The organism is Streptococcus pseudoporcinus LQ 940-04 (genome assembly GCF_000188035.1).
In the GTDB taxonomy this organism is placed as follows: Bacteria; Bacillota; Bacilli; order Lactobacillales; family Streptococcaceae; genus Streptococcus; species Streptococcus pseudoporcinus.
This window is the reverse complement of sequence record NZ_AEUY02000005.1, coordinates 1-17,895: the sequence shown is the minus strand read 5'-3', so window position 1 is coordinate 17,895 and position 17,895 is coordinate 1. Positions and strand designations below refer to the sequence as shown.

General features: G+C 32.8%; 15 protein-coding genes and 3 pseudogenes. 16 read left to right on the top strand and 2 right to left on the bottom strand.

All coding sequences use genetic code 11. The annotated features are described in order from the left end of the window. Positions 1-134 precede the first annotated feature (134 nt). The gene (locus STRPS_RS01565; RefSeq protein WP_007896416.1) at positions 135-719 is read left to right on the top strand and encodes an ABC transporter permease; all 585 of its coding nucleotides are present in this window, start codon (positions 135-137) and stop codon (positions 717-719) included. 41 nt (positions 720-760) lie between these two features. On the opposite strand, the gene STRPS_RS01560 is transcribed toward STRPS_RS01565, so the two are convergent. After that, positions 761-2,092 carry a relaxase/mobilization nuclease domain-containing protein gene (locus STRPS_RS01560; RefSeq protein WP_007896471.1) on the bottom strand — a complete coding sequence of 444 codons (1,332 nt, stop codon included), beginning with the start codon at positions 2,090-2,092 and terminating at the stop codon, positions 761-763. A gap of 5 nt (positions 2,093-2,097) precedes the next feature. Next, positions 2,098-2,448, bottom strand: a complete 351-nt coding sequence (locus tag STRPS_RS01555; protein ID WP_000013643.1) for a plasmid mobilization protein — start codon at positions 2,446-2,448, stop codon at positions 2,098-2,100. Between the two features lie 340 nt (positions 2,449-2,788). Here STRPS_RS01555 and STRPS_RS01550 point away from each other — a divergent pair, with 340 nt between their 5' ends. From STRPS_RS01550 to STRPS_RS01475, 15 genes and pseudogenes are all read left to right on the top strand, one after another. Beyond that, complete coding sequence (locus STRPS_RS01550) at positions 2,789-3,379, top strand: TetR/AcrR family transcriptional regulator (RefSeq protein ID WP_002989371.1); 591 nt, start codon at positions 2,789-2,791, stop codon at positions 3,377-3,379. A gap of 11 nt (positions 3,380-3,390) precedes the next feature. After that, on the top strand, positions 3,391-3,978 hold the full coding sequence (locus STRPS_RS01545) for an MptD family putative ECF transporter S component (RefSeq protein ID WP_007896325.1): 588 nt from the start codon (positions 3,391-3,393) through the stop codon (positions 3,976-3,978). Positions 3,979-3,998: 20 nt separating this feature from the next. Next, positions 3,999-4,613 carry an energy-coupling factor transporter transmembrane component T gene (locus STRPS_RS01540; protein WP_007896495.1) on the top strand — a complete coding sequence of 205 codons (615 nt, stop codon included), beginning with the start codon at positions 3,999-4,001 and terminating at the stop codon, positions 4,611-4,613. An 80-nt stretch (positions 4,614-4,693) separates the two neighbouring features. Then, the gene (locus STRPS_RS01535) at positions 4,694-6,091 is read left to right on the top strand and encodes an ATP-binding cassette domain-containing protein (RefSeq protein WP_007895192.1); all 1,398 of its coding nucleotides are present in this window, start codon (positions 4,694-4,696) and stop codon (positions 6,089-6,091) included. A 33-nt stretch (positions 6,092-6,124) separates the two neighbouring features. Beyond that, positions 6,125-7,870 (top strand): ABC transporter ATP-binding protein, encoded by a 1,746-nt coding sequence (locus tag STRPS_RS01530; RefSeq protein ID WP_007895173.1) that lies wholly within the window; start codon positions 6,125-6,127, stop codon positions 7,868-7,870. Further along, on the top strand, positions 7,864-9,597 hold the full coding sequence (locus tag STRPS_RS01525) for an ABC transporter ATP-binding protein (protein WP_007896127.1): 1,734 nt from the start codon (positions 7,864-7,866) through the stop codon (positions 9,595-9,597). The genes STRPS_RS01530 and STRPS_RS01525 overlap by 7 nt, the downstream gene beginning before the upstream one ends. Positions 9,598-9,632: 35 nt before the next feature. Then, positions 9,633-10,991, top strand: coding sequence for an MATE family efflux transporter (locus STRPS_RS01520; protein WP_002989491.1), 1,359 nt, complete (start codon positions 9,633-9,635; stop codon positions 10,989-10,991). A gap of 343 nt (positions 10,992-11,334) precedes the next feature. Continuing rightward, positions 11,335-11,745: pseudogene (locus STRPS_RS01515) on the top strand (sigma-70 RNA polymerase sigma factor region 4 domain-containing protein). Between the two features lie 666 nt (positions 11,746-12,411). Then, positions 12,412-14,205: a recombinase family protein gene (locus tag STRPS_RS01505; RefSeq protein WP_007896252.1), complete on the top strand. Its 1,794-nt coding sequence runs from the start codon at positions 12,412-12,414 to the stop codon at positions 14,203-14,205. Further along, positions 14,165-14,482: pseudogene (locus tag STRPS_RS01500) on the top strand (23S rRNA (uracil(1939)-C(5))-methyltransferase RlmD); the annotation flags it as partial. The gene STRPS_RS01505 and the pseudogene STRPS_RS01500, both read left to right, overlap by 41 nt. A gap of 153 nt (positions 14,483-14,635) precedes the next feature. After that, positions 14,636-15,256, top strand: coding sequence for a class I SAM-dependent methyltransferase (locus STRPS_RS01495; protein WP_007895229.1), 621 nt, complete (start codon positions 14,636-14,638; stop codon positions 15,254-15,256). Between the two features lie 106 nt (positions 15,257-15,362). Further along, positions 15,363-16,142 carry a replication initiator protein A gene (locus STRPS_RS01490; protein ID WP_037598976.1) on the top strand — a complete coding sequence of 260 codons (780 nt, stop codon included), beginning with the start codon at positions 15,363-15,365 and terminating at the stop codon, positions 16,140-16,142. Beyond that, positions 16,139-16,990, top strand: coding sequence for an ATP-binding protein (locus tag STRPS_RS01485; RefSeq protein ID WP_007895243.1), 852 nt, complete (start codon positions 16,139-16,141; stop codon positions 16,988-16,990). The genes STRPS_RS01490 and STRPS_RS01485 overlap by 4 nt, the downstream gene beginning before the upstream one ends. Next, positions 16,987-17,472 (top strand): PcfB family protein, encoded by a 486-nt coding sequence (locus STRPS_RS01480; RefSeq protein WP_007895175.1) that lies wholly within the window; start codon positions 16,987-16,989, stop codon positions 17,470-17,472. Before STRPS_RS01485 ends, STRPS_RS01480 begins: the two co-directional genes overlap by 4 nt. After that, a pseudogene (locus STRPS_RS01475) lies at positions 17,469-17,895 on the top strand (VirD4-like conjugal transfer protein, CD1115 family); the annotation flags it as partial. The gene STRPS_RS01480 and the pseudogene STRPS_RS01475, both read left to right, overlap by 4 nt.

Sequence of the window (17,895 nt, the reverse complement as noted above, 5' to 3'; positions counted from 1 at the left end):
TGTATTAGCTGAATATAAAAAACTTCACAGATCAAAATTGATTTTTTTGCTTGTATTCGCACTCATAATGACGTTAGGGGTTGTGTTTCTTCAAGGACAATTTTCATTTGGTGACAAAAAGTATATAGATACATTTGTGGTATATTTTACAGGTGCAGTCTTTAACAACATATTATGTATTGCCAAGTTTGATAGCGTTGTTTGGAGGATATATTATTTGCCGTGAAGAACAAGAAGATGTACTCAAATCATTGAAGCTAATACCGATAGATGAGAGGAATATGATTACTGCAAAAATGATAATTACTCTGTTGGGTAGCATTTTTGTTTATCTAATATTGTTTATGGTATCTTTAATTGTAGAAGCGGTATTGCATTTAAATGCGGTAAACATGAGTGAAGTAGTTCATTATTTTGCTGTATATGTATTAACTGGAATAGGTGTTTTTATGGCAATATCTCCAATTATTGCATTTATTGGACTTGTAAAAAGAAGCTACTGGATAGCTCTGATTATCGCTGAAATATACTCCTTTATAGGAATTTTCTTTGCCTCAAAGGAAGTTGTAAGGGCCATATATCTAATATCATCTGTATTCGTTTTATCGGGACTATATAAAACACCGGTTATGGAATTGCTGATTAGCATAATCGTAAATATTGGTTGCTGTTTTATTTCATATAGAATACTAAAGAAAATGAGAGTTCGTAAAAAATAGTTATGAAAATAAATTTAGGAATTTAAAAAGAGGAGAGAACACTATCTCTCCATCTCCTTGCCCATGTAAATTCCATAGTTCTTTCGTATTTGATAAAGCTCGTCCATAGTAGATTTTGAGGAAGAATACTCTTTCATGAGGATATTCTTTTTTTCTTGCAGTTTATCAAGTCTATCTAAAATATTCTTTGAATTTGGAAGTTTAGAATAGGAGCTTTTCAGCTTGGAAAGAGCAGTTTCATAGAGCGTGATTTGCGATTTGTATTCTTCATAAAATGCCTTGTCCGATGGATTTGCCTTATATTCCTTGTAATAGGCTCGATACTTTTTAACGGTATGAACTTGTTCCATCGTATCAGAAAGTAGCTGCATTTCCTTATCAATTTCTTTGATTTTATCTTGTAAACCTTGTCTTTCTTCAGCACTTTTCCTAATGTATTCATCAAGCTGCTTAACGGATTTAATGCCATGTTCCCTGATGAAAACAACTGACTCAGCCATTGTATTTAAGTTATGTTTTGTTGCCCAATATTCATAGCCTTTGCTCTCTTTCACTTTGGCATTGGTACTCATATTGATGATATTTCCGATTCGTTTTTTGACAGGTGGGGCTTTAATAGATTGATTTTCTGTAATACGCTCTTTTAATCTTTCTTCGGTATAATCTTCACCAATCGTCTTAGCCCTTGTAAATCTCTGCTTATCTTTTGGCTTAAAGGCAATGTGTTTGCCATGTTTTATTTCATAACCAAGTTCAGCCATCTTCTTTAGGAATTCTTCCCAATCCTTAGACTGTTTTATCAGACGATCAATATCAAATTGAAGCCTGCTTTTCCAAGAAGTACCTTTCTTAGATTGCTCATTTTCATACCATGACTTTCCATTTGTTTTGTACTTTCTCTTATAGCTCTCGTAGAACTCATCAATCACAGATAGGTTATTTTCTTTACATAACTTATCGCTCTGATACCTGATTTGGTGGTAACTTCTTTTGTTGGATTGATAGCACTTACCAGTAACCATATTGACATTATTGAATATGATGTGATTGTGGATATGCCCTTTATCTATATGGGTAGATAAGACAAATTCGTACTCATCCTTTAATATCTTTTTACATAGTTCAAGACCGATCTGATGTGCCATTTCAGGACTTGCTTCTCCGGGTAAAAAGGATTGAATGAGGTGTCTTGCAAGAACAGTTCCGTTTGTTCCCGCATCATTTCGTGTTCTTATAAATTGAGTATGAGCAGTTTCCTGATGGCATTTATGAGTGCTTACTAAGATTTGCTCGTCCGTTTTTTCTCCATTAACAATATATGAAATGGCGAGATTAAGTGTTGATTTTATAGGATGTATTTTTGTAATAGCCATAAAATTTAATCACCTCCGGAAGTTCTGTTAAGAAGCAGAGAATGTATTTGCCACAACTCTTTTGAGAAATATTCAATCTGCTTTTTCATATCGTTTATATCGTCTTTGTAGATTATTCCGGTAGAATTTACACGCTTTGCAATCTGATTGATGTTGTTTGTAGCATTGGAAAGCAAGCCTTGTAAATCTCTAAAGGGTTCTAAATCCACTTGATATATTTCCTTTTCTAAAACGCACTTGCGAATGAAATGGCTCATATTTTTGCATTTCGCAAGTTTTCTTTTCTCCTCAAAAAGAGCCTTTTCTTCTTCAGTTAATTTAATTTCAAGTCTTTCATTTCGTGTTCTATTTGCCATAGGTAAATCCTCCTTTGAATGTATTTCGGGGTCTTAGGGTACACCCTAACAAGTTAAAAAATTGATAAAAAAAGAAGCAGATCCCAGAGGGCTGCTTCATCAATTTTTTTCGTAAGTGTCCGTACACTTACTGTGCTTGCTACAAAAGAATGATTAGGGTAGCAAGCGTTAAGCATCTATTAACTTTTAGATAATTTTACAATAAAATTTGCTGAAAGTCAAAGCTATAAAGAAGATTGTTATTCAACTTAAAAGTTAGTTGACATTAACTATCATTTATGATAAATAAAATTCGACAGTAGTGTCGGTTTTTATTACGATATGAAATGAGGTCTTTATTTTGAAAGAAGAAAAACAAAAAGTTGGACAAATTAGAAAAAAAGAGATTCGAGAAGCTGCAAAGAAATGCTTTCTAAATAAAGGGTTTCAACTTACAACAATGGAAGATGTTATCACAGAGGTAGGAATGAGTAGAGGAGGTGTCTATCATCATTATGGTAATACAAACGAAATGTTTAAAGACTTAATGCTTGATGGTAATGATTATAGAAACAACTTGATAAATGAGTATTTAAAAAACAATCGAGGAAAAGATAAATATCAGCAAATGGGTGATATTTTGGTTGATAAGTCGCTGGCTGATACAGAATTGATGAGATTGTATACACTCCTTTTACAAGCAAAAAAATATAATCAGGATTTGGAAAAATTGTATCAAGAATTGAAACTTAATACGACTAATGAGCTAAGTTTAATCGCCAAGCAGCTTGGAATTAAGGCAGATATATTTGGTGACGGTTTTTTAGTGAATTATATCAATGCGATGATATTAAGTTCTGAAGTTCTCTGTGCAAGAAATTCTTTTTCACAACATAAAAAATATATAAAAGAAACAATGGTAAATTACATTGTTGATATTGACAAGAGATAGGGAGGTTTAAAATGAGTAAACGATTAGAAGTAAAGGATTTAATCAACATAGGATTATTTTCTGTATTAGGTTTTGTATTTATGATGATTGGATCATTTTTAGGAATGGTTCCAGTTTTAATGCCGGTTGTTCCATTTGCACAGGGAGTTTTAGTAGGACCTGTAAATATGCTGTATTCCACAAAGATTAAAAAAAGAGGAATGGTGTTTATTCAATCATTACTTATTGCATTAGTATATGTTGCTATGGGACATGGACCTTGGGCATTATTGACCGCTGTTATTGCTGGTATTATTGCTGAAGTTATTTTGAAATCAGGAGAATATACGGATGTTAATAAGGCAAGATTAGCATTTTCTATTGCTCCACTTTGCACATTAGGAAATTGGTTGCCAATTTTTATATCAAGAAATGAATATGTCAAGCAGATGTTAGAGCAAGGATATAACCAAGAATTTATTGATAAGATGCTTAGTGTAATGCCGAATTGGATTATTGTCGTAATGGCAATAGGTGGAATTATAGGAGCATATATTGGTTGTAGTATAGGTATGGCTTTCCTAAAAAAACATTTTAAAAAGGCTGGTATGGAAAAATAAGGATTCATAAGGAGTTAAGGATGACAATCAAACTTGATTTTCGTACAAAACTTTTTATGACAATAGTTCTTTCATATGTGATGGTTTTAGGCAATATTCAAGTAAAGTATTTCTTGCAAGCCCTTATAATATCCGTAATTCCGATAGTGCTTTTAATAAATACAAAACATACAAGAGTAGCTATTATTGGGATGGCTACTCTTGTGTTCGTTTATGGTGCTGATAGATTTTTAATGAAATTAGAATACAGTCCCTTGGTAGCGATTTTACTGATATTAGTAATGGTTGTTAAGAAAATACTTCCCGCATTTTTAATGGGGAAATATACCATACTCACATCAAATGTAGGGGAAAGTATTTATTCATTGAAAAAAATGAAATGTCCCGATGAAATAGCAATACCATTGACTGTGATGGTTCGTTTCTTTTATGCCGCAAGGATTGATTATAGCCAGATAAAAAAAGCTATGCGTTTGAGAGGACTAACGCTTAAAAAGTTAATAAAAAATCCAATTCTATTATTTGAATATAGATTAGTGCCACTATTGATGTGTTTGTCTAAGACGGCAGATGATTTAACAGTATCCGCAATGACAAAAGGGTTAGCTGTTAATCAAAAAGCGAACAAGTATTAGTGAATCACGCATTGGTGGCATTGATTGCATATTTTTTGTGATAATGGTATGGGCAATCTATTTATATATAAGGGGTAAGTATGCTTAGTTTACAAAATTTAGTATTAAAGTTTGATGGAGAAAGCATATTAGAAAATGTAAATCTAAATTTCAAACCCGGAGAGGTAACTGTTATAACGGGACACTCAGGTACGGGGAAAAGTAGTTTGTTAAAAGTAATAAACGGCATTATTCCCGAATATGATTGTGGAGATGTAAAAGGAGATGTTTTATACAAGGACAAATCTTTATTAGGGATGAGTATATTAGAACGATCCAAGTTTATATCTACAGTGTTTCAAAATCCTAAAACACAGTTTTATTGTATCAATTCCACAGATGAATTGGCTTTTCAATTAGAAAATAGATGTATAGAAAGAAATTTAATTTTAGATAAAATACACTATTATTCAGATGTTTTAGGTAGTAAAGATTTGTTAGACAAGAATATTTTTGAACTGTCCGGTGGAGAGAAGCAGTTAATTGCTATAACTGCTAGTGGAATTTCAGAAAATGAAATTATTCTTTTAGATGAACCATCTTCATCTTTGGATTATGAATCAATTAAGAACTTAAAAAGAGCTATTATCGAGCTAAAAAAAAGAAATAAAATCATAATCATTGTCGAGCATAGATTATTTTATTTGAAAGACATTGTAGACAAGCTGTGTGTAATAGAAAATAAAACTTTTAAAGAATACACGAAAGAATATTTTAGTGATGATTTCTTTGTAAGAGTTTCAGAAAAACATAATTTAAGAAATTTCAATGAAATTTTTAAGAGTGATTTCTTAAATAGACAATATGAAAAAGTAGATATGTTACAAAAAAATACTCCATCAAACTTTGTTAATGAATCAATAACATGTCTACATTTCAAAAAAACATACGATAAGAATACAATTTTTGATTTTAGTGTTTCTTTTAATACCGGGATAAATTTCATTATTGGACAAAACGGTGTTGGGAAAAGTACTTTTATCAATTTACTTATGGGAACTATAAAAGGCAAGGGAGAAGTTTTTTATAAGGGAGAAAAGCTCAAAAAACGGTACGAGAATATCTTTGCAGTCATGCAAGATGTTAATTATCAACTTTTCACAGAATCTGTATGGCAGGAAATTGGAACAGTTACAAAACAGGATAATTTGAAAAATGAAGCCTTAAGAAAGGTACATTTATTTAATAAAAAAGAAATGCACCCAAGTTCGTTATCAGGTGGTGAAAAACAGAGATTGTTGCTTGCTATGTCTATGGTAAGTCAAAAACCAATCATAGTGTTTGATGAGCCAACGAGTGGACTTTGCAAAATGCAAATGGATATTTTGATTGGATTTTTAAATCAAATGGTAGAGCAAGGAAAAACTATTATTATAATCACGCATGATTTTGAATTTATAAAACAATGCGATGGTGCAATATATGAATTTTTGAAATGAAATGTAAATAGATAGAACTATGGAGGTGTTGAAATGAAAGAAAAAAGTCCTACTGCAATATTGTGGGAGCTTGCACATGATGAACATCCAAAATTAAAGACATCAGTATTTATAGCGAGTATTGGTGTTTTAGCGGGGATTGTTCCATACATTGCGGCAAGTCGCATTTTAGTTTATTTAGTGAATGGAATTGAAGACAGCAAGGTTTATCTTATGTGGCTTGGCATAAGCTTGCTATCATATGCTTTGAAATCAATTTTATATTCTTTGGCATTATCAGTATCTCATAAAGCGACTTTTAGTGTACTAAAAGATATTCGTTTAAGAATGCTTGATAAACTTCCAAAGATGCCATTGGGAGAAATAATAAATATTCCAAGCGGTAATTTAAAGCAAATTATAGTCGATCAGGTCGAAAGTATGGAGAAACCTCTTGCACACTTATTACCTGAAATGACATCCAATATATTAGGCTCTTTGAGTATATTCATATATTTGTTATTTCTTGACTGGAGAATGGCGTTATTGTCATTAGTTTCTATTCCTTTAGGAATGTTTTTCATGGGACTTGTGATGAAAAACTACGCTGCTCAGTATGAAGGATCTGTAAAAGTTAGTCGTGAAATGAACTCGGCAATTGTGGAGTATGTTAACGGAATAGAAGTGATCAAAACCTTCAATCAGGATAAAAGGTCATATGCAAAATATAAAGATAAGGTTATTGCAAATGCAAAGTATTTCTATGAATGGATGAGAAGCTGTCAACTTCCTGTGTCTTTATCAAAAAATATATCGCCTACTACAATGATAACAATCCTTCCGGTTGGCTGGTATTTTTACATCAATGGAAGCTTGAGTATAGAAACATTTATAGTAGTTATTATTTTGTCGTTAGGAATTGCAGGACCTTTACTTGAAACGATGAATTTTGTTGATGGTCTTGCAAAGATAGGAACTATTGCAAATTCCATTAATTCAATTTTAGAAGGAAAAGAGCAAATTCATTCCAATGTTGATGTGAAAATAAACAAATATGATATTGCCCTGCAAGATGTGAAGTTTGGATATGAAGAAGGAAAGGAAATTCTTCATGGAGTGTCGTTAAACATAGAAGAAGGGACAACGGTAGCTTTTGTTGGACCGAGCGGTAGTGGAAAGTCAACTTTGGCAAAACTGATAGCAGGATATTGGGACATAAATACAGGAAGCATAAAAATTGGTGGATATAATCTCCAAGAGATTCCTCTTAAACAGTTATATAGCTTAGTAGCATTTGTTTCTCAAGACAATTTCCTTTTTAATGAAAGCATTAGGGAAAACATACGAATGGGAAATCCAAGTGCAAGTGATAAAGAAGTTGAAAATATTGCAAAGAAGTCAGGCTGCCATGATTTTATTATGAATATGGAAAAAGGCTATGACACAGTTGTCGGAAGCAGTGGTAGCCATATTTCAGGAGGAGAAAGACAAAGAATCTCAATAGCAAGAGCAATGCTTAAAAAATCCCCGATAGTGATATTGGATGAAGCAACTTCATATATTGATCCGGAGAATGAGGTGATTATCAAAGAAGCTCTATCAAAATTGATACAAAATAAAACTGTTATCGTTATTGCACACAGGTTATCAACAATAACAGATGTTCAACAAATCTTTTTTGTTGAGAATGGAGAGCTTATTTCACATGGTAAACATAACGAGTTAATGGAAGATTGTGAGCTATATAAAAAAATGTGGAATGCTCATATTGGAGTAAAGGATGGTGAAATAAAATGCTAAGTGCTTTAAAAAAAATTTTAGATTTCTCAGGTGATGAGAAGAAAAATATATACCATTCTATATGGGTAAGTTTCTTGTTTGCAATTTTTCACATGCTTCAAATCAGTGCAATTTATTTTATAGTTAAAGCTGTTGCTGAAAAAGATATGAGTATGACACCTGCGTGGATTGCTTTGATACTTCTTGTTGTAAGCATAGTAGGCAGAAGTATTGCAAATTATTATTCACAGTTACAACAATGCCATGCAAGCTATTTTATGGTTGCAAATAAAAGAATTTCAATAGGGGAAATGCTCAAAAAAATTCCTATGGGATTTTTTAATGAAAACAATGGGGGAGAAGTCGTTGGTATTTCTACAACCGTTTTAGAAGACGTGGAAAATACGGCTGCGATGGTTATGGTAAATACCTTGTCGGGATTTATAAATACTATAATCTTTACTTTGATGATTTTAATATTTGAATGGAGAATAGGTTTTATTGTAACTGTCGGAAGTCTATTATATTTGGTTATTTTGTCAAAAATGGAAAAGAAGTCAAGAGAGGTTCTTCCTAAACGACAAATGGCTTCAGCAAAATTAGTAGATACTGTTTTAGAACAGATTGGAGGAATGTCTGTTATAAAATCCTTTAATTTAACCGGTAAAGGTGATGAGAAAGTTAGAGGTGCTATTGAAAATACCAGAAAAACAAATCTTGATTGTGAAAAGTTGTTTACACCTTACACGATTGTTCAAAATATTCTTTTAGATTTGTTCAGCATTTTAATCATAGGTGCAGGTATTTTCTTCTACCAAAGAGGAGAACTTTCGTTTCTGAATACAGTTATGACAATCATAATTTCATTTCTTGCTTTTTCACAAATTAAATTGGCAGGAAGTGCGACAACTGCCCTTAGAGTTGTTAGTGGCTCTATTGAACAAACCAAGAAATTAGAAGAATTTCCACAAATGGATATTGAAGGAAAAGATATAAAACCTGCTAATTTTAATATTTCTTTTGAAAATGTAGAATTTGCATATTCAGGAAAGAAAATTCTTGATGATATATCTGTTGATATACCACAAAACCAAATGACTGCAATAGTCGGACCTTCAGGAGCTGGAAAAACCACATTTTGTAACTTGATTGCAAGGTTTTGGGATATAGATAACGGGAAGATTAGTATAGGAGGATATAATATAAAGGAATATTCCTTAGAGTCATTGATGAAACAAATCAGTATGGTTTTCCAAAATGTGTATTTGTTCCAAGATACTATAGAAAATAATATAAAGTTTGCTAAGCCTAATGCTACCCATGAAGAAGTAGTAGATGCTGCTAAAAAGGCTTGCTGTCATGATTTTATTATGAACCTTCCTGAACAATACCAAACTGTTATAGGAGAAGGTGGTGCAAGTTTATCAGGTGGTGAAAAACAAAGAATTTCAATAGCAAGAGCTATGATAAAAAATGCCCCAATTATTATTTTTGATGAAGCCACAGCAAATGTTGATCCTGAAAATGAGGATAAATTACAGCTTGCAATGGAGGAACTTACGAGAAATAAAACTGTGATTATGATTGCACATAGGCTAAAAACTATAAAAAATGCAAATCAAATTCTTGTATTGGCTAATGGAAAGATAATGCAAAAAGGAACACACGAAGAACTAATTCAAACAGATGGTATTTACAGAAATTTTGTTGAAGCAAGACAAGTAGCAACCAAGTGGCAGTTATCATAAGCTGAAAAATATTAAAAACAATAGGAGGAAGTCATATGGGAAAACAAGATATGAAAACACAACTTTTAACAAAAAGTCCTAAAGATTTATTGTTTCAATTAGCTATTCCAGGAATTATAGGAATGGTTGTTATAGGACTTTATCCATTTATGGATGGAATATTTGCTGGGTGGATTATAGGGGATTATGCTATGTCTGCCATTAGTATATCAATGTCTTTAACAATAATAAATGGTGGTATATCAGCACTTATTGGAGTTGGTAGTGCGTCGATTTTGTCAAGGGCTATTGGAAAGGGAGATAAAGAAACAACGGATAAAATATTTGGAAATTTTTGTTATTGGGTAATTTTATTCTCTATAGTAATCACCGTATTAGGCTTGGTATTTGCACCTAATTTTCTTGACTTGGTAGGAGCAAAAGGGAATATTAAAGAACTTGGAGTTAGATATTTAAGAGTAGTTTTCTTTGGTTCAATATTTGTGAATTTTGCTCAAGCAGGTAATATGACAATGCGTGGTGAAGGTGCATTGAAGCAATCTATGATGATTATGGGAGTAGGTGCTTTATTAAATATTATTTTAGATCCTATTTTTATGAAGTTGATGGGAGAGTATGCAATTGAAGGTGCAGCCATTGCAACTGTAATATCTCAAATTGTACAGGCGATATTAACATTTCACTATTTTTCAAAGAAAAGTGCTTTTGTTGGTATCCATAAAATTCAAAAGAGCAAGGCAATCTACAGTGAAATGTTTAGTATAGGAAGTTCGGCTATGATGATGCAAATTTTATTTGCAGTACAACAAACATTTTTGTTCAAACAGGCTTTCGCTTATGGTGGAGATAATTGGGGAATTCTAATGTCTGCAACAATGAGACTTTATATGTTCTCATTTATTCCATTGTGGGGAATGAGTCAAGGGTTACAGCCTGTTATAGGAGCTAATTTTGGAGCAAAACAATATCAAAGAGTAAAAGATACTATGAAGATTTTCATGTATGGGGCAACAATACTTGCTGCTATTTCTTGGATACCATCCATGTTTTTCTCCGAAAAATTATTGTCATTGTTTAATGTGAGAAGTGAAATAATTGAAGCTGGAGTTATGAACTTTAAATTGTTCTATTCTACCTTTATCCTGTATGGAATTATGATTATGACTCTTACATTTTTCCAATCTATTGGAGATGGGAAAAAAGCGAGCATGATTGTAATGCTTAGACAACTGATTTTATTTATTCCGGCGATATTGTTATTGCCAAAGGTATTTGGAGGATTAGCAGTTTGGTGGGCTGAACCTATTGTAGATTTTAGTATGATTTTGCTCGGCTTGTTTTTAATGCTTAGCAGACTTAGAAAAATTGGAAAAGAAGAAGCGATAAATTGTTAAGTATCTTATTATCCAAAGGTGAAAATAAACTATTAGAAAGGTTTGATATATGAATATTAGTTAGATATAAGGATATATGAATATTAGTTCGATATAAGAATGAGGGAGGAAATTATGAAGAAATCTTTATATTCAATAATAAAAAATAGTAAGAACATTTTCTTCCCTTTTTTCGGTTTGCTTTATAGAAGATAATGAATCTACAAATTATATTGAAAAATTAAATAGTGTTTATAAAAGAACAAGTTTCTTTCGTTTTAGAGGACTTCTCATGCCAAGATGCAGGAGTCCTCCTTTTTTTGCCTGAAAACAAGCAGACAAAAAAAGAATGGAGGAAACATATATGCCAAAAGAATATTACCTTTATGTCAACGGACAAAGGGTTAAAGTCAGCGAGCAGATATACAAAGTCTACTGGCGAGAACGAGAACACGAAAAGTATTTAGGAGCAGGTGGACAGTAAAAACCACTTGCTCTTTTTTCATCATTGGATCATGACGGACACTTTGTAGATAATATTGTTGATGAAAGTGTTGATGTAGAAAAGATTGTTGAAACACAGATGATGATTGAAGCAGTTAGAAATGCTATATCAAGGCTTAATGCTGAAGAAAGAGATATTATTGAACGCTTGTATTTCAATGATGAAACGGTTCGCTCAGTGGCAAAGCTCAAAAGTATTACACATCCGGCTTTAATCAAAAGAAGAAACAAAATTCTTGAAAAGCTGAAAAAATTCATCGAAGAACTTTAGAAATTCGGTAACCAAAGGGGTCAAATTTTCCTTATGTAAAGTGAAGGGGAGTTTGACCTCCTTTACTTTCTTGAATAAGAGATAGCCTGCTTATGGCAAATAGGGAAATGTAAAGAAAACAATCCCTTTCAAATATTGCTCTTTGACAACTGAATAGACCAAGGTAGGACTTTATCTACTTGTGGAGGATTATGACTTACGCCATGACCTTTCTGCTGAGAATAATTTCGGTTTAATGAATACTGGTTAGCCAAGGATATAAGAAAGCGAGCGATAAATAAGAATACATAAAAAACAGAGGTGGCAATCTGTTCGGTGATACAAGTAGTGATAATGATACTTCAATAGTTTAAGCCGGCTCGTCTTAATAAGGGGCGGAGGTGAGATTCCTATGTTGCTGCCAAGCACCTACCAATGTCAAAAAACTTAAAAATGAATTTTAACAAGGAGGGTTTCGAATGAATAACGAATTACTAAAATATAGCCTCCAATTATCTATGCTATCTATTTTGCTTTCCAAACATTTACTAAATGACATTGAATACAGGAAGATAAAGTTAAAACTGATGAAAAAGTACAACATTTCAACAGAATTATATTTATAATGTTTTGCAAGTGTGGTATAATAAGACTGCATAGAAAGATACAAAAAAGGAGGCGGATGCAGTGAAGAAAGATGTAAAAGTTATTAAAGGTGATACCACACTAAAAAGAACTGCATCAGGCTGTGTTGAACGCTCAATAAAGAGAGTGGCAGCTTATTGCAGAGTTAGTACGGATACAGAAGATCAGATTAACAGCTATAATTCTCAGGTAGAACACTACACAGAATTTATACAGAAGAATAACGAGTGGACTCTTGCCGGAATATATGCTGACGAAGCGATAACAGGAACACAGGTTGATCGAAGAATTGACTTTCAAAGGTTGATAAATGACTGTATAAATGGCGATATAGATATGATAATTACAAAGTCTATATCAAGATTTGCGAGAAATACATTAGATACCTTAAAGTATGTAAGAAAGCTGAAAGAATTTAATGTTGCAGTCTTTTTTGAAGAAGAAAATATAAACACCTTAACAATGGACGGTGAGTTGCTTTTAACAATTTTAAGTTCAGTTGCTCAACAGGAAGTAGAGAACATTTCAGCCAATGTCAAAAAAGGTTTGAGAATGAAGATGGAAAGAGGAGAAATGGTCGGCTTTCAAGGGTGTTTAGGCTATGACTATGATCCGGAAACTAAAAGCATTTCTATCAATGAAAAAGAAGCTGAGATTGTAAGATATATTTTCAGAAGATACATTGAAGGTGTTGGCGGTATGGTAATTTCCAGAGAACTGGAAGAACAAGGATATTTATCGCCAAGAGGAAATAAAAGATGGACTGAAACAACTGTTTTAGGAATCATAAAAAACGAAAAATATAAAGGGGATCTTATGATGGGAAAGACCTATACGGTTGATCCTATTTCAAAGAGAAGATTGGACAATTATGGAGAACAGGATAAGTTTTATATAGAAAACCATCACGAGCCAATCATTTCAGAAGAAGATTTTGAAAAAGCTCAAGGTATTAGATTGAGAAGGTCAAAAAACAGAAATACTGTTGCCAATAATGGTGGTAAAAGAGAAAAGTATTCAAGAAAATATGCTTTTAGCAGTATGCTTGAATGTGGATTTTGCGGTCATAATCTTTCAAGAAGAAATTGGCATTCGAGTTCAGAATATACAAAAGTTATATGGCAGTGTGTCAATGCCACTAAAAACGGAAAGAAGTATTGTCCGCATAGCAAAGGAATTGAGGAAGAAGCTATTGAAAAGGCATTCATGGAAAGCTATCGTCAGGTATGCCATAATAATGTGGAAATTACCAATGAATTCCTTAAAACTGTGGAAGAAGAATTGAAAGACAACAGCTTAGCTAAAGATCTGAAGAAGATAAATAATCAACTTGATAAGATACTAAAGAAAGAAAAGGATCTTGTTGAATTAAGGCTGAATGAGTCAATCAGCATGGATATATATCAGGACAAGTATAATGAAATAGCTATTAGTAAAGAGAAACTACTTGCAGAAAAGAGGACTTTAGAGGTAACACTTACCGATGAAAAAGCATTGAAGAAAAGGCTTGAGGGATTTAAAAAATTACTTGAGTCCAATAAATACCTTGAGGAATTTGATAGAGCTGTATTTGAAAGTATAGTAGATAAAATCATCATTGGAGGAACTAACGATGAAGGAGAAATTGATCCTGCAATGATTACAATCATATATAAAACAGGGAAAAAGGATTCTCAGGACGGAAGATTATTTAAGAGTAGAAGAAAAAATGCTAAGGAAGTTGATGAGAAAACTGATAACAAATTGTATCCTCAATCAAGCGACGAGGTTAATAATTTGTGTTCCTATCCTATGGACAACACACGTGGAGACGGTAGCACTTTTGTCCAAACTTGATGTCGATAAGCATATAAATATTGAAATTGAGCTGGATGAGCTTGATTTGACAAGTGCTGAAAGTAAGGCAACATATGCTCAAATCAAAGAATATGTTTGGAATAAATTTGAATTAAAAGTTCCGACATTATATATTGCACAGATAAAAAGGAAATGTGGAATAGAATTACGAGAACATTACAACAAGTCTAAAAAGGAGAAACAAATTATTCCACAGTGTACACCTGAAAAAGAAGAAGCCATTATGGACGCTTTGAGACACTTCAAAATGATTTAATAGAAAAGAATGACAGCATATGATTTTCTGCATTTATGACATTCCTACTTGGTATAGGAACAGCTATTATTCCTTTCTTGCAAGGTATCAATGAGAAAATAGGCTCAATATAAAGATCGATAGGATTATTTTTATACTAAAAGGAGCGTTGAAATGATTGATGAAAGCAATAAAAAATTTTGGGATAAATTTGCTAAGCTATATGCTCCTTTCATGAAAAAAGACAAAGGAGTATATGATAAAGTTTGCGAATACATTCGTCCTCATTTGAATAAAGACATGGAGGTGCTTGAACTTGCTTGTGGCTCAGGACAATTATCGTTTAGTCTTTCAAAGCATACGAAAAGTTGGATCGGTACAGACTTCTCCGAGCAAATGATTCAGGAAGCTAAAAAGTGTGGGGAATGCAAAAATCTTACATTTCAAACAGCCGATGCAACAGCATTATCTTTTGCAAATGAAAAATTTGATTGTGTGTTAATTGCTAATGCACTTCATATTATGCCTAAGCCGGATGAGGCGATGAAAGAAATATATAGGGTGTTAAAACCTAACGGCACTTTGTTTGCCCCTACTTTTCTATGGAAAGAAGGAAAGCAAAGAAAAATTATAAAAAGGTTGATGTCTATTTTAGGATTTAAGATGTATCAAGAATGGAATAAAAATCAATTTGAAGACTTTATTAAAGAATATGGATTTTCAGTAGTTGAAATGAAATTGGCATATGGAGGTCTTGCACCGATTGGTGTAATGATTGCCCAAAAAGTGGCTTAACAGATTCTATTCTTATGATTTAGAAAATTTCATCAAAATGGTAACCAAAGGCGATAGAAAAACTATCGTCTTTTTCTTTGCAAATTTTAAGGGAGGAGGTGAAGCGATGGACTTTGACTATTTCTATAACAGAGAAGCAGAGAGATTTAATTTTCTTAAAGTACCGGAGATATTAGTTGATGGAGAAGAATTTAAGGGGTTGTCAGCGGAAGCAATTATCCTTTATTCCATGCTTCTAAAACGAACGGGAATATCTTTTAAGAATAACTGGATAGACAAAGAAAATAGAGTATTTATCTATTTTACCGTTGAAGAAATTATGAGAAGAAGAAATATCTCAAAGCCGACAGCCATAAAAACATTGGACGAATTAGACAGCAAAAAAGGAATCGGACTGATTGAAAGAGTAAGGCTTGGACTTGGAAAACCTAATATCATTTATGTAAAAGACTTTATGAGTGTATTTCAGGTAAAAGGAAATGACTTTCAGAAGTCAAAAAACTTTACTTCAGAAGTAAAAGATGTTGACCTCAGAAGTAAAGAAAATGAACTTCAGGAAGTTAAAAATGTTGACTCTAACTATATAGAGAATAATAAGAGTAAGTATAGTAAGAGAGAATATAGTTTTTGTGAAAACGGACTTGGAATATTTCAAAATGTATTTTTAACTGATGAAGATATTTCTGATTTACAAATCACACTAAATACACAGCTTGATAATTACATTGAACGCTTATCTGCATATATCAAGAGTACCGGAAAGAGCTATAAAGACCATAAAGCGACGATTCTTTCTTGGTTTTATAAAGATCAGGGCAAAAGCAAGCAGGCGAAAACATCAAATGTCCCGACATGGGAAGAATATAACAAAGGAGAACATTTATGAAAAGAGAATTGGGAAAAATAATGATAGAGGATGTAGAATTTGCCTATGATTCTGAAAAAGAATACATCAAAGATGGACACGTATATTGCAAATTCTGCCACGAAAGAAAAGACGGTGATGTAATGGAATTTTTCGGAAACAAAATGATATTAAGGGTAGCTTGTAAATGCGATAGAGAAATAGAGAAACAAAAGAAACGAAGAGAAAAACAGATGGAAATTGAAAGGTTAAAAAGAACCTGCTTCAATTCCATGAGGGAGTGGTCATATACCTTTGAAAATTATCAGGGAGAAGAAAATCAAAGCCTCATGATTGCAAAGAATTTTGTAGAAGATTATGAGAAAATGAAAAAAGAAAATATCGGACTTCTCTTTTATGGCTCTGTAGGAAGCGGAAAGACTTATCTTGCCTGCTCCATTGCAAATAGCCTTATTGAACAGTATCAAATAAGCGTTAAGATTAGAAATTTTGCACAGATTATCAATGAACTTCAAAAAAGCAGTTTTGACTTTGATAAAAACGCATATATTGAATCTCTTGTAAATACTTCCGTTCTTATCTTAGATGACTTGGGAATTGAAAGGGATACAAGCTATGCTAAAGAGCAGGTATATAACATTGTCAATAGCAGGTACCTAAAACAGAAACCAACAATTTTCACAACAAATCTTTCCTACGAAACAATTCAAAACTGCAAGGACAGTGTTGAATATCAAAGAATCTATTCAAGAATTATTGAAATGTGTATTCCCGTTATGGTTGTAGGTGAGGATTTCAGAAAGTTTATTCAAAGAGATAAGCTAACTCGCAATAAAGATAGATTACTGAACGGAGGTGAGAGGACTTGATTAATGAAGAGATTGCAAGAAAAACGCTAAACATGGAAGTGAGAGCCGGCAAAGTAACAGGCAAGATACTTTTGGATTTGATAAGGAAATTACTGAGAGAATCAGAAAAAATCGGTGGACTCGAAAAGCTCGTTGGTAGTAAAGGGAATGAAGTAAAGCTAAAAGATATGGTTAAAAAAGGACAGCTTGAAGAGATACCAGTAGAAGAAACAGAATTGAAGGAACTGAAAAAAGAACTGAACAGATATGGAGTTAAGTTTTCGGTAATGAAAGATAAAGAATCAGGTAAATACTCAGTGTTCTTTCAAGCGAAAGATATGAAAGTGATGGACAAAGCATTTAAGCACGCACTTTCAGAATCAGAAAAGAAAACGGACAGGAAAGAATCTATTCATAAAAACATTGAGAAGTTTAAGGAGATGGCTAAAAACTCTGTTTCTAAAGATAGAATCAAGAATAAGCAAAAGGAGCAGAGCCTATGATAGACAAAATACTAAAGGACATCAAAGGCTTGTTTAAGGTGCAGGATAAGGCAAAGTTTCTAAAGCAGAACATTCCCTATCTTGCATTTTTCTATGTTGGAAATATCTTCTCTCACCATGTACGAGCCTATACTGGGGGCGATCTAATAGACAAAATTTTTCAAGGGATATTAGAGCTTAACACCATGAGCTTTATTCCAAGCGTTCATCTAACTGACATTCTAATAGGCATAGGAGTAGCAGCTTTAATTAAATTTATTGTCTACAGCAAAGGCAAAAATGCAAAAAAGTTCAGACAGGGAAAAGAATATGGTTCAGCAAGATGGGGAGAGAGCAAGGATATTGCTCCATATATTGACCCAAAGTTTGAAAACAATGTTCTTATAACTAATACCGAAAGACTTACAATGAACTCAAGACCTA

Coding starts and splice junctions, on each gene's coding strand:
- STRPS_RS01530 (WP_007895173.1), top strand. CDS start 6,125: ATGAAAGAAAAAAGTCCTACTGCAATATTGTGGGAGCTTGCACATGAT.
- STRPS_RS01545 (WP_007896325.1), top strand. CDS start 3,391: ATGAGTAAACGATTAGAAGTAAAGGATTTAATCAACATAGGATTATTT.
- STRPS_RS01520 (WP_002989491.1), top strand. CDS start 9,633: ATGGGAAAACAAGATATGAAAACACAACTTTTAACAAAAAGTCCTAAA.
- STRPS_RS01485 (WP_007895243.1), top strand. CDS start 16,139: ATGAAAAGAGAATTGGGAAAAATAATGATAGAGGATGTAGAATTTGCC.
- STRPS_RS01535 (WP_007895192.1), top strand. CDS start 4,694: ATGCTTAGTTTACAAAATTTAGTATTAAAGTTTGATGGAGAAAGCATA.
- STRPS_RS01540 (WP_007896495.1), top strand. CDS start 3,999: ATGACAATCAAACTTGATTTTCGTACAAAACTTTTTATGACAATAGTT.
- STRPS_RS01495 (WP_007895229.1), top strand. CDS start 14,636: ATGATTGATGAAAGCAATAAAAAATTTTGGGATAAATTTGCTAAGCTA.
- STRPS_RS01555 (WP_000013643.1), bottom strand. CDS start 2,448: ATGGCAAATAGAACACGAAATGAAAGACTTGAAATTAAATTAACTGAA.
- STRPS_RS01525 (WP_007896127.1), top strand. CDS start 7,864: ATGCTAAGTGCTTTAAAAAAAATTTTAGATTTCTCAGGTGATGAGAAG.
- STRPS_RS01490 (WP_037598976.1), top strand. CDS start 15,363: ATGGACTTTGACTATTTCTATAACAGAGAAGCAGAGAGATTTAATTTT.
- STRPS_RS01560 (WP_007896471.1), bottom strand. CDS start 2,092: ATGGCTATTACAAAAATACATCCTATAAAATCAACACTTAATCTCGCC.